The organism is Flavobacterium sp. NPDC079362, from assembly GCF_050267765.1.
In the GTDB taxonomy this organism is placed as follows: domain Bacteria; phylum Bacteroidota; class Bacteroidia; order Flavobacteriales; family Flavobacteriaceae; genus Flavobacterium; species Flavobacterium azizsancarii.
In genome coordinates this window covers 139,307-161,346 of record NZ_JBNNFM010000008.1, presented here as the reverse complement: position 1 = coordinate 161,346, position 22,040 = coordinate 139,307, and the positions used below count along the sequence as shown (strand labels likewise).

General features: G+C 34.3%; 22 protein-coding genes and 2 tRNA genes. 11 read left to right on the top strand and 13 right to left on the bottom strand.

Annotated features, from left to right (window positions below; genetic code table 11):
• Positions 1-100 precede the first annotated feature (100 nt).
• The gene (locus ACQKCJ_RS10065; RefSeq protein ID WP_271338219.1) at positions 101-943 is read right to left on the bottom strand and encodes a hypothetical protein; all 843 of its coding nucleotides are present in this window, start codon (positions 941-943) and stop codon (positions 101-103) included.
• Positions 944-1,292: 349 nt separating this feature from the next.
• Here ACQKCJ_RS10065 and purT point away from each other — a divergent pair, with 349 nt between their 5' ends.
• Genes purT through ACQKCJ_RS10050 form a run of 3 tightly spaced genes read left to right on the top strand, consistent with a single transcriptional unit; the run spans position 1,293 to position 3,348 of the window.
• On the top strand, positions 1,293-2,453 hold the full coding sequence (purT, locus tag ACQKCJ_RS10060; protein WP_271338220.1) for a formate-dependent phosphoribosylglycinamide formyltransferase: 1,161 nt from the start codon (positions 1,293-1,295) through the stop codon (positions 2,451-2,453).
• A 2-nt stretch (positions 2,454-2,455) separates the two neighbouring features.
• A complete protein-coding gene (locus tag ACQKCJ_RS10055; protein WP_271338221.1) occupies positions 2,456-2,773 on the top strand; it encodes a DUF6370 family protein in 318 nt (105 codons plus the stop codon).
• A complete protein-coding gene (locus tag ACQKCJ_RS10050; RefSeq protein ID WP_271338222.1) occupies positions 2,773-3,348 on the top strand; it encodes a Crp/Fnr family transcriptional regulator in 576 nt (191 codons plus the stop codon). Before ACQKCJ_RS10055 ends, ACQKCJ_RS10050 begins: the two co-directional genes overlap by 1 nt.
• A 200-nt stretch (positions 3,349-3,548) precedes the next feature.
• Here ACQKCJ_RS10050 and aceA read toward each other — a convergent pair whose 3' ends face one another.
• Both aceA and aceB read right to left on the bottom strand, forming a co-directional pair.
• On the bottom strand, positions 3,549-4,829 hold the full coding sequence (gene aceA / locus ACQKCJ_RS10045; RefSeq protein WP_271338223.1) for an isocitrate lyase: 1,281 nt from the start codon (positions 4,827-4,829) through the stop codon (positions 3,549-3,551).
• 262 nt (positions 4,830-5,091) lie between these two features.
• Positions 5,092-6,693, bottom strand: a complete 1,602-nt coding sequence (gene aceB, locus ACQKCJ_RS10040) for a malate synthase A (protein ID WP_427401949.1) — start codon at positions 6,691-6,693, stop codon at positions 5,092-5,094.
• Between the two features lie 196 nt (positions 6,694-6,889).
• On the opposite strand from aceB, the gene ACQKCJ_RS10035 reads away from it, so the two are divergent.
• The 4 genes from ACQKCJ_RS10035 to ACQKCJ_RS10020 all read left to right on the top strand — a co-directional run bounded on the left by ACQKCJ_RS10035 (position 6,890) and on the right by ACQKCJ_RS10020 (position 10,726).
• Complete coding sequence (locus ACQKCJ_RS10035; protein WP_427401948.1) at positions 6,890-8,371, top strand: helix-turn-helix domain-containing protein; 1,482 nt, start codon at positions 6,890-6,892, stop codon at positions 8,369-8,371.
• Between the two features lie 6 nt (positions 8,372-8,377).
• Positions 8,378-8,737 carry a hypothetical protein gene (locus tag ACQKCJ_RS10030; RefSeq protein ID WP_271338226.1) on the top strand — a complete coding sequence of 120 codons (360 nt, stop codon included), beginning with the start codon at positions 8,378-8,380 and terminating at the stop codon, positions 8,735-8,737.
• A 491-nt stretch (positions 8,738-9,228) separates the two neighbouring features.
• Positions 9,229-9,945: a pirin family protein gene (locus ACQKCJ_RS10025; protein WP_271338227.1), complete on the top strand. Its 717-nt coding sequence runs from the start codon at positions 9,229-9,231 to the stop codon at positions 9,943-9,945.
• A 247-nt stretch (positions 9,946-10,192) separates the two neighbouring features.
• A complete protein-coding gene (locus tag ACQKCJ_RS10020) occupies positions 10,193-10,726 on the top strand; it encodes a YceI family protein (protein WP_271338228.1) in 534 nt (177 codons plus the stop codon).
• Positions 10,727-10,880: 154 nt separating this feature from the next.
• Here the strand turns inward: ACQKCJ_RS10020 and ACQKCJ_RS10015 are convergent, their stop codons facing one another.
• Positions 10,881-11,741 carry a helix-turn-helix transcriptional regulator gene (locus ACQKCJ_RS10015; protein WP_271338229.1) on the bottom strand — a complete coding sequence of 287 codons (861 nt, stop codon included), beginning with the start codon at positions 11,739-11,741 and terminating at the stop codon, positions 10,881-10,883.
• A gap of 95 nt (positions 11,742-11,836) precedes the next feature.
• Between ACQKCJ_RS10015 and ACQKCJ_RS10010 the strand changes: the two genes are divergently transcribed.
• Entirely contained in the window at positions 11,837-12,199 is a 363-nt protein-coding gene (locus ACQKCJ_RS10010) for a DUF983 domain-containing protein (RefSeq protein ID WP_271338230.1), read from the top strand.
• A gap of 71 nt (positions 12,200-12,270) precedes the next feature.
• On the top strand, positions 12,271-13,146 hold the full coding sequence (gene fabD, locus ACQKCJ_RS10005; protein ID WP_271338231.1) for an ACP S-malonyltransferase: 876 nt from the start codon (positions 12,271-12,273) through the stop codon (positions 13,144-13,146).
• A gap of 90 nt (positions 13,147-13,236) precedes the next feature.
• Here the strand turns inward: fabD and ACQKCJ_RS10000 are convergent, their stop codons facing one another.
• The 5 genes from ACQKCJ_RS10000 to ACQKCJ_RS09980 all read right to left on the bottom strand — a co-directional run bounded on the left by ACQKCJ_RS10000 (position 13,237) and on the right by ACQKCJ_RS09980 (position 16,506).
• The gene (locus tag ACQKCJ_RS10000) at positions 13,237-13,563 is read right to left on the bottom strand and encodes a hypothetical protein (protein WP_271338232.1); all 327 of its coding nucleotides are present in this window, start codon (positions 13,561-13,563) and stop codon (positions 13,237-13,239) included.
• On the bottom strand, positions 13,548-13,742 hold the full coding sequence (locus ACQKCJ_RS09995; RefSeq protein WP_271338233.1) for a hypothetical protein: 195 nt from the start codon (positions 13,740-13,742) through the stop codon (positions 13,548-13,550). The genes ACQKCJ_RS10000 and ACQKCJ_RS09995 overlap by 16 nt, the downstream gene beginning before the upstream one ends.
• A 159-nt stretch (positions 13,743-13,901) precedes the next feature.
• Complete coding sequence (gene galE, locus ACQKCJ_RS09990) at positions 13,902-14,915, bottom strand: UDP-glucose 4-epimerase GalE (RefSeq protein WP_271338234.1); 1,014 nt, start codon at positions 14,913-14,915, stop codon at positions 13,902-13,904.
• Positions 14,916-14,929: 14 nt separating this feature from the next.
• Entirely contained in the window at positions 14,930-15,370 is a 441-nt protein-coding gene (locus ACQKCJ_RS09985; protein ID WP_271338235.1) for a nuclear transport factor 2 family protein, read from the bottom strand.
• Positions 15,371-15,372: 2 nt separating this feature from the next.
• Positions 15,373-16,506: a DegT/DnrJ/EryC1/StrS family aminotransferase gene (locus ACQKCJ_RS09980; RefSeq protein WP_271338236.1), complete on the bottom strand. Its 1,134-nt coding sequence runs from the start codon at positions 16,504-16,506 to the stop codon at positions 15,373-15,375.
• A gap of 136 nt (positions 16,507-16,642) precedes the next feature.
• On the opposite strand from ACQKCJ_RS09980, the gene ACQKCJ_RS09975 reads away from it, so the two are divergent.
• Complete coding sequence (locus ACQKCJ_RS09975) at positions 16,643-17,872, top strand: 3-deoxy-D-manno-octulosonic acid transferase (protein ID WP_427401947.1); 1,230 nt, start codon at positions 16,643-16,645, stop codon at positions 17,870-17,872.
• Positions 17,873-18,221: 349 nt separating this feature from the next.
• Entirely contained in the window at positions 18,222-18,434 is a 213-nt protein-coding gene (locus ACQKCJ_RS09970; protein ID WP_055095081.1) for a PG1828 family lipoprotein, read from the top strand.
• 119 nt (positions 18,435-18,553) lie between these two features.
• Here ACQKCJ_RS09970 and ACQKCJ_RS09965 read toward each other — a convergent pair whose 3' ends face one another.
• From ACQKCJ_RS09965 to mutS, 4 genes are all read right to left on the bottom strand, one after another.
• The gene (locus ACQKCJ_RS09965; RefSeq protein WP_271338238.1) at positions 18,554-18,940 is read right to left on the bottom strand and encodes a DUF1508 domain-containing protein; all 387 of its coding nucleotides are present in this window, start codon (positions 18,938-18,940) and stop codon (positions 18,554-18,556) included.
• A gap of 139 nt (positions 18,941-19,079) precedes the next feature.
• A tRNA-Leu gene (locus ACQKCJ_RS09960) sits at positions 19,080-19,165 on the bottom strand.
• Positions 19,166-19,179: 14 nt separating this feature from the next.
• Positions 19,180-19,252, bottom strand: a tRNA-Gly gene (locus tag ACQKCJ_RS09955).
• 148 nt (positions 19,253-19,400) lie between these two features.
• Positions 19,401-22,007, bottom strand: coding sequence for a DNA mismatch repair protein MutS (gene mutS, locus ACQKCJ_RS09950; RefSeq protein WP_427401946.1), 2,607 nt, complete (start codon positions 22,005-22,007; stop codon positions 19,401-19,403).
• Positions 22,008-22,040: the final 33 nt, after the last annotated feature.

The window sequence follows — 22,040 nt, the reverse complement described above, 5'->3', positions numbered from 1 at the left end:
AGACCATTTTAGCCCAAATTTACATTTTTCAAGAAACACTCTGTAAATCTACTAGTATAATAAAAGAAAGAGGTCGTCTTTTCAGACAACCTCTTTTTATTTATTTTTTCTTGGCGTTTTTAGGTTTTGCTGTGGTCTTCGGTTTCGTAGCGGCCTTTGGTTTGGCAGTAACCTTAGATTTTGTATCTTTTTCTTCTAATTTTTTTCTTTCCTTTTCTTCCTGCTCCAGTCTTTCTTTTTCTTTTTGTCTGCATATTTCGTTATACAAATTTACGACTTTCTCAATATCAGAATACTTATATTCTTTATCCTGGATTTTATTTGCAATTTCAGGACTGTCGCTAAAATAATAAACGCCATACTCTTTAAAAAAAACATTAAACCCGGCAGAAAAACCATTTGAACTTATAGAAACCAATACAGGATAATCTTCATTACTTCTTTTCAGATAGTGATTGACATCTTTAGATACGACTTCCATTTTAGGTTCTTTTATCTTTTCATTCGTCTCTTCATTCTTTACCTTAACTTCCTTAATTCCATAATCCTCTCCACCTAAATACAAAGAAGCTTTTCCTTCAATGATCTTGCAGATCCAATTTTCCTTTATAATCTTAAATTCTGTACCCTTCTTTTTGTATACTTTCGTTTTTGTCCATACAAAAGTGTAAGACAGTTTTTTATTTGCATCAAAAATCTGAATCGAATCTAAGTCTTTACTTGCGTATTTTTCATTACTCTCGCCAACTTTAATTTTCACTTTTTTACTAGCAAAACCAGGAAACTTAACAATCCCGTTAATTTTTTGTTTGTCTTTTTTAAAAACAATCGCATCTGCTTTTTGTTCTCCCATTCCTAATTTAAACGTAATACCTCCTGATTGTGCCTGTAAAAGAGATGTAATGCATAAAGCACTCATCACTAAAAAAAATTTTAACTTCATTCTTTTGGGGTTTTATTTGTAAGCCGGCAAATATATAAATATCGCGTGGCTTTAAAGAAGATTTCAGATCAGCCAACCATCAAGTTATTTTATAATTATTAACAAAATTTTACTCCACAAAATAATTTTGACATATTTCCTTTAAGGGAACTATCTTTTCTACCCGTCAGACAAACGAGTTAACAAGAACTTTTTATATTTATGAAGTATAATGGACAATCTTGTCTTTTCGATAACTTCATCTAAAAATTAAATTTCTAATTAATTTAAAATCTGCTGAATCTGCAAAATCTGCGTGAGAATAAAATTCATTGTTTTATCTTTACTAAATCAAAATGAATTCACTAAAATGAAAATACTACTCCTTGGTTCAGGCGAATTAGGCAAAGAATTTGTCATCGCCGCGCAACGAATCGGACAAACTATAATTGCTGTTGACAGTTACGAAAATGCTCCGGCAATGCAGGTTGCCCACGGATTCGAAGTAATCAACATGCTGGACGGCGAAGCTCTTGACCGAATCGTAGCCAAACACAAACCAGACTTTATAGTTCCAGAAATAGAAGCCATTCGTACTGAACGTTTTTACGATTACGAAAAACAGGGTATTACCGTTGTTCCTTCGGCAAAAGCAGCCAACTTTACAATGAACCGTAAAGCGATTCGTGATTTAGCATCAAAAGAACTAGGACTAAAAACAGCCAAATACCAATACGCCACTTCAGCAGAAGAATTACAAAAAGCCGTTCAGGAAGTTGGGATTCCCTGTGTAGTAAAACCTTTAATGTCTTCGTCAGGAAAAGGACAATCGACCATAAAATCTGAAAGTGATATCGAAAAAGCATGGCAATATGCCGTTGCTGGCTCTCGTGGCGATGTAATCGAAGTTATCGTAGAAGCTTTTGTAGATTTCAATTCTGAAATTACGCTTTTAACGATTACTCAAAATAATAATCCAACGCTTTTTTGTTCTCCAATTGGACACCGACAAGAACGCGGCGATTATCAGGAAAGCTGGCAACCCGCAAAAGTTTCTGAGGCCGATTTGTATGAAGCGCAGGATATGGCAGAGAAAATTACCGAAGCACTTGGTGGCGCAGGATTATTTGGCGTTGAATTCTTTTTAACAAATGATGGTGTTTATTTCTCTGAGCTTTCTCCACGTCCGCATGATACAGGGATGGTAACATTAGCAGGAACACAAAATTTCAATGAATTCGAATTGCATTTACGAGCCATTTTAAGTTTACCTATTTTCGAAATCACACTTGAAAAAGCCGGAGCAAGTGCCGTAATTTTAGCATCAGAAGATTCCTCGAATCCTACTTTTACCGGAATCGAAAAAGTAGCTGCTTTACCCAAAACCGATTTCAGAATCTTTGGCAAACCAACTTCAAGACCATACCGCCGAATGGGCGTCGTTTTAAGCCATGATACATTAGCAACTCCAATTGAAGAAATTGTAGAACGCGCCAAAACAACTTCAAAATTAATAACTGTAAACTCTTAAAAATGAAAAAACTACTCTTTATAGCATTCCTATTTGTTGGAATAGCAACGCAAGCTCAGGATAAAAAAACAACCGAAAAACCTCAAATTGTAGAAACTGCTTGTGGTGAATGTCAATTTGGGATGAAAGGCAAAAGCTGTGATTTAGCCGTTCGAATTGATGGGAAGCCTTATTTTGTTGACGGAACTACGATTGACCAACACGGTGACGCACATGCCGAAGATGGCTTTTGCAATAAAATCCGCAAAGCTTCTGTTACCGGAAAAGTAGAAAATGGTCGTTTTAAAGCTACTTCATTCACTTTGATAAAAGAAAAATAATGGAGCTAATCCTTGAAAATATTGCCAAACACGTTTCCTTAACCCCAGAAGAGCAAGCACATTTTTTATCGAAAACCGAAACACATACTTATAAAGCCAAAACGATTCTACTAAGTGCCGGAGAAGTTTGCAAACATTCCTATTTTGTCAATTCAGGAATTTTAAGAAGTTTCAATATCAATGATAATATTGTCGAGCATGTTCTGGCGTTTGCTTGTCAAGGCTGGTGGATGAGCGATATGTACAGCTTTTTTTCGCAAAAACCTGGACAGCTTTTTATAGAAGTTTTAGAAGATGCAGAAGTTGTTTCATTATCCAAAGAAAACCAGGAGCAATTATATCTCGACATCCCAAAATTAGAACGTTTTTTCAGGATTTTAATCGAAAATTCATTGGTCGCCAATCAACAACGATTAATGGATAATTTAAGTTTACCCGCTGAAGAACGCTTCGAGAAATTCTGTACTAAATATGGAACGCTCGTTCATAAAGTACCTCAAAAACAAATTGCTTCTTTCATTGGTGTAACACCTGAATTTTTCAGCAAAATGAAAGCAAGGCTTTTGAAAAAATAGTTTTTATAGCCACAGATTTCACAGATTAAAATGATTAAAAAATGTTGCCACGAATTTCACTAATTTTCACGAATTAAATTGAGTGAAAAATTAAATAAAAATTAGTGAAAATTAGTAAAATTCGTGGCGAAAAAAATCTTTTTAATCTTTGTAATCTGTGGCAAAAAACAAAACACGGCCAAAGACCGTGTTTTTTTGAATTAAAATTGCTCAACCTCTGTAGAATGTTTCATTGCCGTTGTTGTCGATTTTCCTATTGTTACTGTATTTTGTACCGCATCAAAATAAGAAGTTCCAACAAAAGCCTGATGTTTTACCGCTCTGAATCCGCTGCTTTGCAGAGCGAATTCTCTTTCCTGCAATTCAGAATATCCTGCCATTCCGCGCTCTTTGTAGGCTTTAGACAATTCGAACATACTTGTATTTAAAGCATGGAATCCTGCTAAAGTAATGAACTGGAATTTATATCCCATTGCAGCCAAATCTTCTCTGAATGTCTCCATTTCAGCAACTGATAATTTTGCCGCCCAGTTAAATGAAGGAGAACAATTGTAAGCCAGCATTTTATCCGGAAATTCTTTTTTCATGGCATCGGCAAACTTTTTGGCATAAACCAAATCAGGATTACTGGTTTCCATCCAAATCAAATCAGCGTAAGGTGCGTAGCTCAAACCTCTTGCAATTCCCTGATCGATTCCGCTGTTTACATAGAAAAACCCTTCGTTGGTTTTTTCCCCAGTAATGAATTTAGCATCTCTTGGATCTGCATCACTCGTTAACAAATTTGCTGCATCAGCATCAGTTCTTGCTACAATCAAAGTCGAAACTCCCATAACATCAGAAGCCAAACGTGCTGCAATTAGTTTATTAATTGCTTCCTGAGTAGGCACCAAAACTTTGCCTCCTAAATGTCCGCACTTTTTAGCCGAACTCAACTGATCTTCAAAATGAACTCCTGAAGCTCCTGCTTCAATCATCGATTTCATTAGTTCGAAAGCATTTAGATTTCCCCCGAAACCAGCTTCCGCATCAGCCACAATTGGAACCAAATAATCTTTTTTATCTTCAACTCTGTTTACGGTCTGAATCTGATCAGCTCGTAATAAAGCATTATTTATTTTTTTTACTACCATTGGCACACTATTTACAGGATAAAGCGATTGGTCCGGATACATTTCTCCTGCTAAATTTGCATCAGCAGCAACTTGCCAACCGCTCAAATAAATTGCTTCAAGACCAGCATCGACTTCCTGAATCGCCTGATTTCCTGTTAAAGCGCCCAAACCAGCAACATAATCCTGACTTTTTAACTTTTTCCATAATTTTTGCGCTCCCATTTTGGCAATAGAATGCTCAATTTGATACGATCCCTGAAGTGTAACTACTTCTGTAGCCGTATACGGGCGTTCAACACCTTTCCATCTTGGGTTCGTAATCCAATCGTTAATCAATTCCTGAATTCTGTCTTCTGTTGTTTTCATAAATAGTATAGTTAAGTTGGTTAGTGAGTAAAAGTTTTCAGTTTGCAGTCGCAGTTTTCTACTGAGACTCAAAAAATTTTTTTTTTTGTTTTTTTTCTAACACATAGAAACATAGCTTTTCTTTGTGGTTAAAGGCGCTTCACTTGTTTGAACACACATAGCTATGTGCGAAAAACTTGTTTTTTATAATTCTCTAAAAGTTAATTTTAGACAATCATAAACCTATGTTTCTATGTGTTTAAAATTAAACTCAATGTTTTTTTTATAAATACTTGTAACACGGAATAGTCAGGAAATCAACGAAATCAGGATTTACAACCAATCTCTCTAAAACCTTTTCAGCCAAAGGAAATTGTTGTTTTTCATGATTTTCTTCGCCTAATTCGTCTTTTATTTTCTGGAATTCCTCTAAAGCCAATTCGTGATAATACGCCAAATCAAGATTTCGTCCATTATCCAAAACCACTTTATTCTGAAGCCATTGCCACAATTGAGATCTTGAGATTTCAGCCGTTGCAGCATCTTCCATCAAATTATGCAACGCAGCTGCTCCTTGTCCGTTTAGCCATGAAGCCAAATACAAAACACCAACATTGATGTTTTTGCGAACGCCGTTTTCAGTTATGATTCCAATTGGTGGTTCAATCAAATCAGCTTCTGTAATTTTTCGATGTTCTCTTTTTATATGAATCTGATTAGGTGTTGGCATCTCTTTATCAAAAATTTCTTTTGCAATTGCAACCAAATCCGGATGCGCTACCCATGTTCCGTCATGGCCATTTCGAACTTCGCGTTCTTTATCCGCTTTCACTTTTGCAAAAGCAGCTGCATTCGCTTCTTCATTATTTTTAATCGGAATTTGAGCTGCCATTCCGCCAATTGCATGAATGCCGCGTTTATGACATCTCTGAATTACCAAATTCGAATAGGCATTCATAAAAGGGGAAGTCATATTTACCTGATCGCGATCTGGAACGATGAATTTTGGATTCTTACGGAATTTCTTGATGTAAGAGAAAATATAATCCCAACGACCGCAATTCAATCCCACAATATGATCTTTCAATTCATATATAATTTCGTCTAACTGAAAACTTGCCGTGATTGTTTCAATTAAAACAGTCACTTTTATAGTTCCTCTTTCCAGTTTCAAATAATCCTCAGTAAAATCAATCACATTGTTCCACCAGCGTGCTTCCAGATAATGCTCTAATTTTGGAATATAAAAATATGGTCCCGAATTATTTTCTAAAAGCCTTTTGTGATTATGAAAAACATACAATCCAAAATCTACTAAAGAGCCTGAAACTTCTTTTCCTTCAATCAAAAGATGCTTTTCCGGCAAGTGCAAACCACGCGGACGTACCATTAGCGTTGCAATCTTTTCATTCAATTGATACGATTTGTGTTTAATTAAATCTGTATGTGAAATTGTCTTGTTTACGGCATCAATTAAATTCACTTGCCCATCCATTAAATTTTTCCAGGTTGGCGAAGTACTATCTTCAAAATCAGCCATAAAAGTTTTCGCTCCTGAATTCAATGCATTGATAATCATCTTGCGATCAACCGGTCCGGTAATTTCGACTCTACGATCTAATAAATCTTTCGGAATTTCTCCAGCTGTCCAATTACTTTCTCTGACACTTTTAGTTTCGGCTATAAAAACCGGCATGACGCCCTGATCAAAAGCAGTTTGTTTTTGTTCGCGCTGTAACAATAACAGTTTTCGCTGCGATTCGAATTTGCGATGCAATTCGGTTATAAAAACAATCGCTTCATCTGTCCAGATTTTCGGATAAGAAAGCTTCTTTTCGGCTAAAAATTCCATTGCCGTTTCGGTAATCTCTAATTGGTTTTTCATAGCTGTGGATTTTATTTTAATTAGCAATAATCAAATCAATCACATCTTTCTAAAGACTTAAATTCGTAATCAATTGATATCTAATATTTTCTACACCACAATATTAGAAAAAAGTTCTTCACAAAACAAGCGAACGTTCGCTAAATATTAAAAATAATATTTTGGCGATTATTTTTTAAATGATTATATTTGATTTATGGATATCGAAAAAGACTATATAAAGCTGATATTTGGGCTAAAACTCAAGCAAGTCCGCACCCAAAAAAATCTTTCACTTTTTGGCTTAGCCAAGTTGACAAATCTTTCAAAATCGTATTTAAACGAGATTGAAAAGGGAAAAAAATATCCAAAAACAGATAAAATTTTGCTTTTATGCGAACATCTGGACGTTCCATACGACCAAATGGTATCTTTAAAGCTCGACAATAACCTCGCTCCGATTGGTGAAATTTTAAAATCAGGTATTTTAAAAGAGATTCCACTAGAGCTTTTTGGTATTCAGGAAGCCGATTTAATAGATATTATTGCAAATGCACCAGCCAAAGTCAATGCCTTTATTAGTACTATTATTGAAATTGCCCAACATTATAATTTAAGCAGGGAAAGTTTCTTTTTGGCCGCTTTACGATCTTATCAGGAAGCACACAATAATTATTTTGAAGACCTGGAAGATAAAGTCATTTCTTTTTCAAAATCATTTCAGATCAATTTAGATTCAAAAGTGAGTATCGAAGAATTAGAGGCCATATTAAAAGAAGAGTTTGATTATAAAATTAAAGAAATAGTATTTTCTGAACAGGAAGCTTTGGGTGACTTACGTTCTATTTATGTTCCCAAAAGCAAAACATTGTTACTCTCTACAGAATTGGATAATCCGCAGAAAGCATTTATTTTAGCCAAAGAAATTGCTTATAACTACCTAAAAATATCTGACAGATTACTAACTTTCAGTTGGATTAAATTCGAAAATTTTGATCAGGTCCTTCACAACTTTTATGCTTCGTACTTTGCAGGAGCTTTGTTATTACCCAGACAATTAGTTGCCAGCAAAATCAATGATTTCTTAAATAACGAAAAACCAAATCCAGAAGAATTCGTTGCGTTGATAGAAAGTTTTGAAGTTTCGCCTGAATCGTTTTATCAGAGATTAACCAATTTATTACCCAAAGATTTTCACCTGAAAAATTTGTTCTTTTTAAGAATGTCACACAAAATAGGTTCTGATAAATACCTAATAAAAAAGGAATTACATATTACCAATCAACAAGAACCGCACGCCAACGAAACCAATGAGCATTATTGCAGAAGATGGGTTTCTATCAAAACCATAGACGAAGCAATCAATCAGAATAAATCTCATTTTTTTGATGCACAAATTTCCAGTTATGCACACAGTGGTAATGAATATTTAGTCTTTTCATCAGCCACGAAAGATCCTTTTGTAGAAAATTGTATCAGAAGTATTTCGGTTGGAATCCTGATTACAACTGCAATGAAAAAGAAATTCAAATTTATTGATGGAAAACCTCTAGTAAAAAGGATTGTTGGTGTTACTTGCGAAACCTGCGATGTAAAAGATTGCCTTGAAAGAGCTGCACCGCCAATTTCGCTGGAGAAGAAAAGACGTCATGAGAATACAGATGCGGTGGTTCAACAGTTTATAACTCAATATAGCTAAAATAGTATGAAATATTTCACTTTAATAATAACGCTGTTTTTTATTAATTCAAACCAGAAAACAGACAAACTTATTGGCCGTTATAATTATTTAATAGAAGACGAAAATGTCTACACCCAAAAAGATAAAATTACTTTTAACGATAGTGTTTTTGTGTTTGATAACAAGTATCTGCCAAAAGGAAAAATCTCATATGGGAATGTAATACTATTGGACAATTTTATAAATACAGATTTAATTATAAGTATTACAAAAGATCAAATCAAAAATGACACTATTTTATTTAACATGCATGATAAGCAAAGCTCATCTGCGAATTACCTTGACCAAGTGGTTGGAAAAGGGAAATTAATCAAAATCAAATAATTAGGAGTTTAAAAAAAAAAAAAAATCTCGCAAAGACGTGAAGTTACAAAGTTTTATTTCCCTCTGAATATAATTATCTAAACACAATCTTCTCGCAATCTTGTCATCTCGACGTAGGAGAGATCACACTAGAAACTCCGATCCAATAATCCTGAATCTTTGTCGAGCCACTTTTGTGATCTCTCCTACGTCGAGATGACAAACTTTGCGTTTCCTTTCTTTTTGAGCTACATATACGACTTATGAAAATGAAACTTCTCACATAGCCCCGATAGAAGTAAAAATCCTTTTGTCTCCGCCGCGGCGGACACAAAAGATTGAAACGGATAGCGGGACTTCAGGTCTTTTGAAAACTAAAATTTCTGCTTCAAAAAAAACCTTAGAAACTTAGCTACTTAGAACCTCAGAATCTTTTCTTAATCTACATTAAGTGCATTTCGTTGACCTTGATGGTATCTTTGTACTATAAAAATAACAAAACACATATCATCATGGAAAATATAGTATTACACAAAGCAGAAACAAGAGGAAACGCAAATCACGGATGGCTTAACGCTTATCATAGTTTTAGTTTTGCAAGTTGGTACAACCCTGAAAGAGTTCAGTTTGGAGCACTTCGCGTTTTAAACGATGACACGATCGCTGGCGGAATGGGTTTTGGAACTCACCCGCACGATAATATGGAAATCATCACTATTCCGCTTGAAGGCGATTTAGCACACAAAGACAGTATGGGAAATACGGAGATTATCAAAAATGGTGATATTCAGGTGATGAGTGCCGGAACCGGAGTTCAACACAGTGAGTTTAACCCAAATGCAGATCAGCAAACTAAATTATTGCAAATCTGGTTGTTCCCGAACAAAAGAAATGTAGATCCTCGTTACCAACAAATTACTTTGAATGTTGCTGACAGACATAATAAATTAGCTCAGATTTTATCTCCAAATGCAGATGATGAAGGTGTTTGGATTCATCAGGACGCCTGGTTTCAAATGGGTAATTTTGATGCCGGAATTGCAACTGAATACAAAATTAAAAAAGAAGGAAACGGAGTTTATGCTTTTGTTTTAAAAGGAAACGTAACGATCAACGGTCAGGAATTAAATACTCGTGATGCTGTTGGGATTTCAGGAACTGATATTTTAAACATAAAAGCAGATAGTGATGCTGAATTTCTTTTAATGGATATTCCGATGAACTATTAATTTAGAAGACACAATTAATACTTTTTTCTCAAGAAACGATAATAACCTGATATTCAGATTTATTATCGTTTCTTTTTTATCAAAAATTTAAAAAGAAAGATTAATTTTATAAAACAGAATAAATCACTGTGTGGTAATCAAAACGTATTACATTTTTTATTTCTTAATCTAGGTTAAGTGTGTTTTGAATACTACGGACGTAACTTTGTCTTATCAAAATGAAATTAATATTAAAAAATAAATAATTATGGCAACTACAAAATGGTCAATTGACCCAACACATTCAGAAATTGGTTTTAAAGTGAAACACATGATGTTTACAAATGTTTCAGGAAAATTTGGAACTTACGACGCATCTATTACTACTGATGGAGATAATTTCGAAAATGCTCAAATAGATTTTTCAGGAGACATTGCTTCAATAGATACTGCAAATGCAGACAGAGATGCTCACTTAAGAAGTGGAGATTTCTTTGATGCGGAGAATCACCCAAAATTAACTTTTAAAGGTTCATCTTTCAAAAAAGTTAATGACGGCGAGTATCAATTAACCGGAGATTTAAATATTAAAGGTGTTTCTAAATCAGTAACATTTCCTGTAGAATTTAGCGGAATCATGACTGACCCTTGGGGAAATACTAAAGTAGGTTTAAGCATTGAAGGAAAAATAAATCGTAAAGACTGGGGTTTAAACTGGAACTCTGCCCTTGAAACCGGTGGTGTTTTAGTAGGTGAAGAAGTTCGCTTAAACATTGAATTACAATTTGCAAAACAAGCTTAATCCAGTAAAAATAGAATTTAATTTGGTTGGTTTAAAAGCCTGTACTTTTTAAGAAGTGCAGGCTTTTGTCTAGAAACGAGGGCTTCGACTCCGCTCAGCCTGACACACGATATCTTTGAGAACACGATTGTCAGGCTGAGCGGAGTCGAAGCCCTTATTTTATATTTCGAAATTCGGTTGGAGACAATCCGGTTTGTTTTTTGAAAAGTCGGGAAAAATAAGAGTAATCTTCGTAACCTACTATATAAGCAATTTCACTTACCGCCAATTGTTTGTCGATTAACATTCTTTTAATTTCCAGAATCACACGATCCATAATGACTTCGGTTGCTGTTTTTTGTAGAATTTCATTACAGATTCGGTTTAAGTGCTTCAATGTAATATGCAATTTCTCTGCATAAAAAGAAGGCGATTTTTCTTCTCTGAAATATTGCTCCAAAAACATTTCAAACGTGTTTATCTTAATATTATAAGAATGTGTCTGATGCGAATAGGTCTCATTATATTTACGGGCAATTTCGATATGAATACAATCTAACAAATTCAGCATTTTGTCCAGTTGATATTTATTATCCTGATTGTTTTCCTCAATCAATAACTCAAAATAGGGCAGGATTTTCGGTATTTGATTTTCTTCGAAAACCATTTCCGGCCGGTTATGAATGGAGTGATAAAAATTATACTCATTGATATTTTTTTGTCCGAAATACAAATTATAAAGTTCCTGCGAAAAAATAATCACGAAGCCTTCAATATCTTTAGACAAACTCCAGTGATGCATTTGTCCGGGCTGCAGAACGAATAAACTGCCTTTTTTTATTTCGAACTGATCAAAATCAACTTCGTGTTGCCCTGAACCTTTGGTAAAAAAAACCATCAAATAAGAATCATGACGATGTGGTTCTTCGACAAAACTATGATCTTTTAAATGCTCTGCAAATGTATTTACGTAAAAATCACGATGAATATCATTACAACTAAAATTCTGAACACTATAAACGGGATATCTTTTCATAATAATGTCTTTATTGTGCTATAAGTAGCGAAGATATAAAAAAGACTTTTATAAGTCTCTGAATTACCTTTGTATAAATAAAAAACAACAAGATCATGTCAAGTGCATTAACTCATATTTTTAAAAACGAATGTCCCATTTGTCATACAGGAAAAGTCTTTAAAGACAAAAATATTTTTCTGAATTTTAGTTTACCTAAAATGAATGAATACTGCAGTCATTGTAATTATAAGTTCCAGAAAGAACCTGGCTATTTCTTTGGTGCTATGTATGTAAACTACGGATTAACTGTTGCGCAAGGTATTGCTACTTATTGCATTGCTCAGTTTTTCTTTGAAAAAAATTTCGACCTGAGAATCATTCCTATTATTGCTGTTGTAATTATTCTTCTAACTTCTTTCAATCTCCGATTTTCGAGATTAGCATGGATTTATATGTTTAAGGATTATACGAGCTAAAAAAATACTATTTTTGCCTTTCAATTGAAACTAATTTTCAATTTAGAAAAATTCAACTTTAAATTAGAGAAATGAAAGCATACGTATTTCCGGGTCAGGGCGCACAATTTACAGGAATGGGCAAAGACTTATATGAAAGCTCGGCTTTAGCCGCAGCATTATTCGAAAAAGCCAATGAAATTTTAGGTTTTAGAATTACAGATATTATGTTCGAGGGTACTGCCGAAGAACTAAAAGAAACTAAAGTTACCCAGCCGGCTGTTTTTTTACACTCGGTTATTTTAGCAAAAACTTTAGGCGAAGATTTTAAACCCGAAATGGTTGCAGGACATTCTCTTGGAGAATTTTCGGCATTGGTTGCTAACGGGACTTTATCTTTTGAAGATGGTCTTAGATTAGTTTCCAAACGTGCTCTAGCAATGCAAAAAGCTTGCGAAATTACTCCATCGACAATGGCTGCTGTTTTAGGTTTAGCTGATAATATTGTTGAAGAAGTTTGCGCTTCTATTGACGGAATTGTGGTTGCTGCAAACTACAACTGCCCGGGACAATTGGTTATTTCAGGAGAAACTACAGCAGTAGAAAAAGCTTGTGAGGCAATGAAAGCTGCCGGAGCAAAACGTGCTTTGATTTTACCTGTTGGAGGCGCTTTTCACTCGCCAATGATGGAACCGGCAAGAGAAGAATTGGCTGCTGCAATTGAAGCAACTACTTTCTCGACTCCTATTTGCCCGGTTTATCAAAACGTAACAGCTAGTGCTGTTTCTGACGCAAACGAAATCAAAAAGAACTTAATCATACAATTGACAGCTCCAGTAAAATGGACTCAATCTGTTCAACAAATGATCGCTGATGGCGCTACTTTGTTTACGGAAGTTGGTCCCGGAAAAGTATTAGCCGGTTTGATTAATAAAATTGATAAAGAAGCGGTTACTGCGAATGCTTAATTTTTAGTATTCAGTCTCAGTTTTTAGTTTTCAGTCACTGACTGTATAAATAAAATCCTCATGAACAGATTGTTTATGAGGATGTTGTTTTTATAATTCATTTGCTTCTTCACAGTAATTATTAGTAATTCCTGTTATCAAATAATTTTGGTCTCTTTTTTCGAAAAAGATATACCAAGTTGTTCGGGTATTTGGTTTATAAAAAATATAATTTGAACCTAAATACTGAAGAAGTTTTGGAGTTTGCTTATGAGGAGATTTTTTAATTCTTTCCGGAATGGCATCGTAAATATCATCAACATATTCATCTGCAGATTCTATAAAACCAAAGTATTCTTTTTTATACAGGATTATAACCAAATCATTAAGATGACTAATTACAGAGGGTGTATAAATAACTTCTATTTTCCCCACCATTCCCTAATTCTCCTTTTAGATTCTACTTTTGCTTCCTCCGGTGTTAATCCTTTTGCAAATTCAGCATCAAAATCAAAAGTATCTCGATCTATTCCTTTAAATATTGGTTTCTGAACTTCATATTCTACAGTAGGTTCTTCAACATTATCTTTTTTCAGTTCTTCTTTTTTATTATTCATAATTCCTACAATTTTACCTTACAAATTTACAAATAAAATCTTTACTAAAATAAAAACCCCAAATAATCAATTTAGATTATTTGGGGTTTTATATTCTAACCTGAGACGCACTGCTGTGCATCTCTACCTGAAAACTGCGACCGAAAACTGAAAACTAGTTTAAGAACGAACCTTCTGTTCCCATTTCCAGGCACTTGCCATTGCTTCGTCTAAACTTAGTTCAGCTTTCCAGCCTAAAACATTGTTTGCTTTATCAGTATTAGCGTAAGCTTCAGTAATATCACCTTCGCGACGTGGCATAATTTTGTATGGTAATTTTTTATTGCTTACTTTTTCGAAACTTTGAATCACCTCAAGAACTGAACTTCCTTTTCCGGTTCCTAAATTAAAGGTTTCTACTTTTTCTAAATTCTTTTTATTAAATAAGCGCTGTAATGCAATAACGTGTGCTTTTGCTAAATCTACAACATGAATATAATCACGAACAGCAGTTCCGTCAGGAGTTGGATAATCATCTCCAAAAACTGATAATTCTTTACGCAATCCTATTCCAGTTTGTGTAATAAAAGGCACTAAATTTTGAGGAACTCCTAATGGTAATTCTCCAATTTCGTTACTTGGATGCGCTCCAACCGGGTTAAAATAACGTAATAAAATTGCATTGATATTCGTTACTTTAGCCGTATCTGTGATGATTTCTTCTCCAATTTGCTTCGTATTTCCGTATGGAGACATTGCTGCCTGAACGGGAGCATCTTCTGTAATTGGCATTTTTTCGGCCTGACCGTAAACCGTACAAGACGAACTAAAGATAAAGCTTGCATCAGGTTTTTGCTGTAATTCCTGCAGCAAATAAACTAACGAGGCGATATTGTTTTCGTAATATAATAAAGGCTGTTCGACACTTTCTCCAACTGCTTTTGAAGCTGCAAAATGAATTACTCCGGTAACATCGTTGTGTTTTTTAAAGAAATCCTGAACTGACGCTTTTTCTCTTAAATCTAATTTTTCGAATAAAGGCGTTTTTCCTGTAATGGCTGTAATTCCTTTTAAAACATCTTCTGTAGAATTCGAAAGATTATCAATTATCACTACTTCAAAGCCTTCATTTTGCAATTCGACTACGGTATGAGAACCAATAAATCCTAATCCTCCTGTTACTAATACTTTCATTTTGTGGTTATTTTTTATGTAGTTAATTTATAAGCTTGTCTCGCAATAAGAATCCAGTTATTTTTTTGTTTTTGCCAAACAAGCATTATTCCTATTTTTATATCTCTGTCAATTCCGCCGTCTTTAGTGTGAGCAGACAAAACATGTCTCACTATTGCAACATCATTCTGAATCGATATCGTTTGGTTTTGAAAATCTATCGTTACAAAGTCAGATTTGCCACTAACGATTCCGTCTATAAATTCAGCCTGATTTTGAAAATTACCATTCGAATGAACGTAGGTTAATTTTTCAGAAGTTAGTGCTTTTAATTTACCTGCATCGGCATCAATCATTGCTTTACGCAAAATTTCAACTTGATTGTTTACAGCAGTTTCTTCTTTAGCATTCGATTTTTGTGCAAAAACCGAAAACGGAATAAGAATAATCAAAATTAAAACACGCAGGATTCTCATAATTATTTTTTCAAAAATTCTAAAACTGAATCTGTAATGAATTTAATTTGCTCGTCATCCAATTCTGTATGCATTGGCAAAGCAATAACTTCTTTTACTAATTGATTCGTAACCGGAAATTGTTCTTCTTTATAACGAGTATCAACATAAGCTTTTTGTGAGTGCAACGGAATTGGGTAATAAATAGCACATGGAATTTGCTTATCCTGCAAATGCTGTAATAAAGCATTTCTATCTGCATCAACAATTCTCAATACATATTGGTGGAAAACGTGATCATTTTCGTTGGCATCAAATTCCGGAGTTATAATATGTGTATTTCCTGCAAAAGCTGCATTGTATTTTGATGCTGCTAAACGACGTGCTGTATTATATTCGTCTAACAAAGGCAGTTTTGCATTTAAAACCCCAGCCTGGATACTATCTAAACGTGAATTTACACCAACAACATCATGATGATAACGCTCGTACATTCCGTGATTTACGATTCCGCGGATAATGTGTGCCAGTTTATCATCGTTGGTAAAAATTGCTCCACCATCGCCATAACAGCCTAAGTTTTTTGAAGGGAAGAATGAAGTTGCAGCAACATGACCAATTACTCCTACTTTGCTTTTTACTCCTGATTTCGAAATATAATCTGCACCAATTGCCTGCGCATTATCTTCGATTACATATAAGTTATGTTCTGCAGCAATTTCCATAATCGCATCCATATTAGCAGCGCGACCAAATAAATGTACCGGAACAATTGCTTTTGTTTTTGGCGTAATTGCTTTTTTAATAGCTTCGATATCAATATTCATATTTACCATATCAACATCTACCAAAACAGGTGTTAATTGCAATAAAGCAATTACCTCAACAGTCGCTGCAAAAGTAAAATCAGCCGTAATTACCTCATCGCCTGGTTTCAAATCTAAACCCATCATGGCAATCTGCAAAGCATCTGTTCCGTTTGCACACGGAATTACATGTTTTGCTCCCAGATAATCTTCAAGATTTTTTTGAAATTGATGAACTAATGGTCCATTTATATAAGTATTTGTATCTAAAACCTCCTGAATAGAAGCGTCAACAGTAGTTTTTATTTTCTCGTATTGACTTTTTAAGTCAACCATTTGAATTTTTTTCATTTTCAATATATTTTTAAAATTAAAGTTCTGTTTTGAAGTCAGAATCTTTAAAAGGAGGAACAAAAATAGTTATTTAATACCTTCAAACCAATGAAAATAATTGAAAGAAGCGTAATTTAGCCACAAAAACAAACAGATGCTTTTTCTATATAATTTAGTTATTTCTATTGCGGGGTTTTTTCTGAAAATCGTAGCTCTTTTTAGTCCGAAAATTAAGCTTTTTGTTGAAGGACGTAAAAATGTCTTCCACATTTTAGAAGAAAAAATAAAACCTTCAGACAAAACAATCTGGTTTCATGCTGCCTCACTTGGCGAATACGAACAAGGCTTACCTGTAATCGAAAAAATAAAAGAAAAATATCCTGATCATAAAATCATTGTTACTTTTTTCTCTCCTTCCGGATACGAAGTGCGTAAAAATAACACAGTTGCCGATGTAACTGTTTACTTGCCTTTGGACACTAAAAACAATGCAAAGAAATTTTTAAAACTGGCAAATCCGGAATTGGCTTTTTTTATTAAATATGAATTTTGGCTGAACTATTTAAAAGAACTTGAAACGAGCAAGACTCCTACTTATTTGATTTCCGGTATCTTCAGGGACAATCAGATGTTTTTTAAATGGTACGGTAGTTTTTACAGAAAAGCACTAAAAGCATTTACTTATTTCTTTGTTCAGAATGAAAGTTCGAAAGAAAAAATCGAAAGGATAGGTTTTCACAATGTTATTGTTTCCGGCGATACCCGGTTTGATCGTGTCAATGCCATCCTGGAAAGAGACAACTCTCTTGATTTTATTGAAAACTTCAAAAACAACCAGCCTGTTATAATAATAGGAAGCTCATGGCCAAAAGACGAAGCCCTGTTAATTGAATACATCAATCAGGCACCGGATAATGTAAAATTCATTATTGCACCTCACAACATCAAAGCTGATCAAATAACAAGCCTTAAATCCGAAATTAAAAAATCGACTGTATTATTTTCAGAAAAGAAAGACCTGGACTTATCAGGCTTCAATGTCTTTATTATTGATACGATAGGGTTGCTGACTAAAATTTACAGTTACGGAACGATCGCTTATGTAGGCGGAGGTTTTGGCAACCCGGGAATTCATAATATTCTTGAACCTGCAACATTTGGAATCCCCATTGTGATTGGTCCAAATTACTCCAATTTTGCCGAAGCTATTCAACTTGTTGCACTTGGAGGCTGTATTGTAATTTCTGATACTAATGAATTGAAGCAGAATCTGGACCGTCTGCTTAGTGATGAAAATTTCTTAAAAGAAAAAAGTCAGATCTGTAAAACATATATTCAGGACAATAAAGGAGCAACAGACACTATTATGAATGTCGTTTTTTAAGCAATTCACACTAACATTCCTCTATTATTTTCGTTATTAATTGCATAAGAACTTCAAGAAGCTCTTTTTTTGCTTTCTCTATCTTACTAAATAATGAATAAAAACCAAAACAAATCGTAATCAAAGGAATAAAACAGCCAATTATCTTATTGAATATTCAGACAAAAATAATTTATTCAAAAAATATAATAATATAACATAACTTTAGCATTGTGGCATATTATTTGATAACTAAGATAATCGTGAGCAATTGAAAATATTTTAAAAAAAAAATAAAAAAATATTTTACATATTAAAAAATTTATATCTTTGCCACGAATTAATAATTAACCTTTTATAATAAAGTAAGATGAAAAAAGTATTTTTAAGTTTAGCTGTTGTTGCTGTTTTAACTGTTGTATCTTGTAAAAAAGCTGACGCTGCAGCTACTGAGTCTGTAGATTCTACTGCTGTTGCTGTTGATTCTGCTGCTGCTGTAGTTGATTCTGCTGCTGCAACTGTTGATTCTGCTGCTGCTAAAGTTGACTCTGCTGCTGCTAAAGTAGAAGAAGTAAAAAAATAATTAGAACCTAGTTTCTAAAAATTTTAAAACCATCCTTGAGATGGTTTTTTTTGTGCTTAATTTTAAAATTAAACACTCAGCATAAAAAAAAGCGACCACCACAGTGATCGCTTTTTTTTCTATCCTTCAATTTCCTCTCCAACTTCATCCTCGACCAGTTCATCTTCAAAAATCGATTCACTCGATGAGAAATCCAAAATTTCAGACCTTGAACCGTAAGTCACAATTTCTTTAATTCCTTTCTGCAAAAGCAACTCTGTAGTGTATTTACGACTCGTTGCGAAATGAACCTCCCCTAACATCAATTTAAAAAAATACTTTCCGCCAGAGCCTTTAAATTTTAAAAAACGGGCCTGATCTATATTAGCTTTAAACTTTTCAATATCCTCTTCGCCTTCAAACTTTAATTCATAACTCAAACTTGTAAATATCACTTTACCCTTCCTCGAAGTAAATACGAATTTATATTCATCGTTAAATCGCTTACTTATTACAAAAGCACCCATTTATTATTTTAGATTTTAGATTGTTGTTTTTAAACTAGATTCTTAGATTCTTTTACAAATAAATTTACCTTGCAAATTTACCTTAAACCACGCAGAGTTTACACCATAAAAAAAGCCTCTTCAAAAGAAGAGGCTTTAGTACTCAGAGCGGGACTTGAACCCGCACGAACATTGCTGTTCACTGGATTTTAAGTCCAGCGTGTCTACCAATTTCACCATCCGAGCATTATATGATGTTGAGCGAAAAACGGGGCTCGAACCCGCGACCTCGACCTTGGCAAGGTCGCGCTCTACCAACTGAGCTATTTTCGCATTTCAAATTTTACTAAGAACCGCAATACCTGAATTGTTCTGTATTGCGAGTGCAAATTTAGGACATTTATTCAATTACACAAGCCTTTTTTGAAAAAATATTTAGCTTATTTTATAACTTTCTGATAACCTAAACTTTAAATCTGAATTATTTTTTAACTAACATCCTTTTAATCTCATTAAGCTTCATTAATGCTTCAACCGGTGTTATTGCATTTATATCAAGACTCATGATCTCTTCTTTTATTTCTTCTAATAAAGGATCATCCAGATTAAAGAAACTCATCTGCATTTCGTCAGCTGCTTCTTTTACTCCGTTTAACGCATCGCTGGAATGATTTTTTTCTAATTTCTTCAATAACTTCTGCGCTTTCAAAATTACGATTTGAGGCATTCCCGCCATTTTTGCTACATGAATTCCAAAACTATGCGCACTTCCTCCTTTTACCAGTTTTCTGATAAAAAGAACGGTGTCTTTTAATTCTTTTACTGCAACATTATAATTCTGGATTCTTGGCAGCGAATCTGTCATTTCATTCAGTTCATGATAATGCGTTGCAAACAATGTTTTCGGTTTTCCCGGGTGCTCGTGTAAAAACTCGGCAATAGCCCACGCAATCGAAATTCCGTCATATGTACTTGTTCCTCTTCCAATTTCATCCAATAAAACCAAACTACGATCAGAAATATTATTGAGGATCGAAGCCGTTTCATTCATTTCTACCATAAAAGTAGATTCGCCCATCGAAATATTATCTGATGCTCCTACTCTGGTAAAAATTTTATCCACAATTCCCATTCTTACACTATCAGCCGGAACAAAACTTCCCATTTGAGCCAATAACACAATTAATGCCGTTTGTCTTAAAATAGCCGACTTACCGGACATATTGGGTCCCGTAATCATAATAAGCTGTTGCGTTTCTCTGTCTAAATAAACATCATTAGCAATATAAGGCGTTCCTACAGGCAATTGTTTCTCGATAACAGGATGCCTTCCGTTTTTGATTTCAAGCTCAAAGGTTTCATCAATCTCCGGACATACATATAGATTCTCTACGGCCAATTGCGTAAACGAACACAAACAATCTAATTGCGCAACCAAATTCGCATTCATTTGCACTGGCTTGATATAAGTCGCAATCCAGGCTATTAATTGCTCAAAAAGTTCTGATTCGATTTTATGAATTTTCTCTTCAGCACCTAGAATCTTTGTTTCGTATTCTTTTAATTCTTCGGTAATATAACGCTCCGCATTTACCAGGGTTTGTTTACGAATCCATTCTGTCGGGACTTTATCTTTGTGCGTATTTCTAACTTCGATATAATATCCAAACACATTATTGAAAGATATTTTCAAAGAAGAAATTCCCGTTCTTTCCGATTCTCTTTTTTCAATTCCTTCCAGGTATTCTTTCCCTGATGTAGAAATAGCACGCAAATCATCCAGCTCTTCGCTAATCCCTTTTGCAATCGCATTTCCTTTTGCAATAGCTACAGGTGCATCCTGATTCAAAGTCGTTTTAATCTTCTCTCGTAATAAATCGCAGGAATGCAAACTATCTCCAATAATTTTCACTGCTTCCTGCGGACTTTCTAATGCTAAGGTTTTAATTGGAATAATGGCATCAAGAGATTCTTTCAGATAAACAATTTCACGTGGCGAAACCTTTCCGGCAGCAATTTTAGAAATCAAACGCTCTAAATCTGAAATTTGCTTAATTTGATATTGAATATTGTATAAAACTTCAGGATTTGATTTCAGGTATGAAACTACATCATGACGTCCTTTTATTTTATTAGCATCTTTTAATGGTAAAGCCAGCCAACGTTTCAATAAACGTCCGCCCATTGGCGAAAGCGTCCTGTCGATAACATCTAAAAGCGTTACTGCATTTGGATTGTAACTATGGTATAATTCTAAATTTCTAATAGTAAAACGATCCATCCACACATAAGCATCTTCTGCAATACGCTGAATTGCCGTAATATGCTGAACACGATTGTGCTGTGTCTCGGATAAATAATATAAAATTGCTCCGGAAGCTACAATACCATCTTTTAATTCTTCGATACCAAAACCTTTTAAAGAAACGGTCTGAAAATGTTTGGTCAACGTTTCCAGCGCATAATCTTCTTTGTAGATCCAATCTTCTAAATAAAAAGTATGAAAGTCTTCTCCAAAAGCAGCTTTAAAATCTCCTTTATTATTTTTTGGAACCAGAATTTCACTAGGATTAAAATTCTGCAATAATTTATCAATGTATTCCGCATTTCCCTGAGCAGTTAAAAACTCTCCGGTAGAAACATCCAGAAAGGAAACTCCGATATTTTTATTGGCAAAATAAACAGATGCCAAAAAGTTATTTGTTTTTGATTGTAAAACCTCATCATTCAAAGAAACTCCCGGGGTTACCAGTTCTGTAACGCCACGTTTCACGATAGTTTTTGTCATTTTTGGATCTTCAAGCTGATCACAAATCGCTACACGAAGTCCGGCTTTAACTAATTTTGGCAAGTACGTATTAATAGAATGATGCGGAAAACCTGCTAATGCAGTTTCAGTTTCAGAACCAGCACCTCTTTTAGTCAATGTTATCCCAAGGATTTTTGATGCTCTAACTGCGTCTTCCCCAAAGGTTTCGTAAAAATCACCTACTCTGAAAAGCAGACATGCATCAGGATATTTTCTCTTGATTTCGTTGTACTGTTTCATTAACGGTGTTTCTTTCACCACTTTCTCTTTCGCTGCCAAATTATTGTGTTTTAAATGAAAAATATAAGACAG

Excerpts from the sequence above, each read along its gene's own strand:
- ACQKCJ_RS10065 (WP_271338219.1), bottom strand. The coding sequence starts at position 943 with ATGAAGTTAAAATTTTTTTTAGTGATGAGTGCTTTATGCATTACATCT.
- purT (WP_271338220.1), top strand. The coding sequence starts at position 1,293 with ATGAAAATACTACTCCTTGGTTCAGGCGAATTAGGCAAAGAATTTGTC.
- ACQKCJ_RS10055 (WP_271338221.1), top strand. The coding sequence starts at position 2,456 with ATGAAAAAACTACTCTTTATAGCATTCCTATTTGTTGGAATAGCAACG.
- ACQKCJ_RS10050 (WP_271338222.1), top strand. The coding sequence starts at position 2,773 with ATGGAGCTAATCCTTGAAAATATTGCCAAACACGTTTCCTTAACCCCA.
- aceA (WP_271338223.1), bottom strand. The coding sequence starts at position 4,829 with ATGAAAACAACAGAAGACAGAATTCAGGAATTGATTAACGATTGGATT.
- aceB (WP_427401949.1), bottom strand. The coding sequence starts at position 6,693 with ATGAAAAACCAATTAGAGATTACCGAAACGGCAATGGAATTTTTAGCC.
- ACQKCJ_RS10035 (WP_427401948.1), top strand. The coding sequence starts at position 6,890 with ATGGATATCGAAAAAGACTATATAAAGCTGATATTTGGGCTAAAACTC.
- ACQKCJ_RS10030 (WP_271338226.1), top strand. The coding sequence starts at position 8,378 with ATGAAATATTTCACTTTAATAATAACGCTGTTTTTTATTAATTCAAAC.
- ACQKCJ_RS10025 (WP_271338227.1), top strand. The coding sequence starts at position 9,229 with ATGGAAAATATAGTATTACACAAAGCAGAAACAAGAGGAAACGCAAAT.
- ACQKCJ_RS10020 (WP_271338228.1), top strand. The coding sequence starts at position 10,193 with ATGGCAACTACAAAATGGTCAATTGACCCAACACATTCAGAAATTGGT.
- ACQKCJ_RS10015 (WP_271338229.1), bottom strand. The coding sequence starts at position 11,741 with ATGAAAAGATATCCCGTTTATAGTGTTCAGAATTTTAGTTGTAATGAT.
- ACQKCJ_RS10010 (WP_271338230.1), top strand. The coding sequence starts at position 11,837 with ATGTCAAGTGCATTAACTCATATTTTTAAAAACGAATGTCCCATTTGT.
- fabD (WP_271338231.1), top strand. The coding sequence starts at position 12,271 with ATGAAAGCATACGTATTTCCGGGTCAGGGCGCACAATTTACAGGAATG.
- ACQKCJ_RS10000 (WP_271338232.1), bottom strand. The coding sequence starts at position 13,563 with ATGGTGGGGAAAATAGAAGTTATTTATACACCCTCTGTAATTAGTCAT.
- ACQKCJ_RS09995 (WP_271338233.1), bottom strand. The coding sequence starts at position 13,742 with ATGAATAATAAAAAAGAAGAACTGAAAAAAGATAATGTTGAAGAACCT.
- galE (WP_271338234.1), bottom strand. The coding sequence starts at position 14,915 with ATGAAAGTATTAGTAACAGGAGGATTAGGATTTATTGGTTCTCATACC.
- ACQKCJ_RS09985 (WP_271338235.1), bottom strand. The coding sequence starts at position 15,370 with ATGAGAATCCTGCGTGTTTTAATTTTGATTATTCTTATTCCGTTTTCG.
- ACQKCJ_RS09980 (WP_271338236.1), bottom strand. The coding sequence starts at position 16,506 with ATGAAAAAAATTCAAATGGTTGACTTAAAAAGTCAATACGAGAAAATA.
- ACQKCJ_RS09975 (WP_427401947.1), top strand. The coding sequence starts at position 16,643 with ATGCTTTTTCTATATAATTTAGTTATTTCTATTGCGGGGTTTTTTCTG.
- ACQKCJ_RS09970 (WP_055095081.1), top strand. The coding sequence starts at position 18,222 with ATGAAAAAAGTATTTTTAAGTTTAGCTGTTGTTGCTGTTTTAACTGTT.
- ACQKCJ_RS09965 (WP_271338238.1), bottom strand. The coding sequence starts at position 18,940 with ATGGGTGCTTTTGTAATAAGTAAGCGATTTAACGATGAATATAAATTC.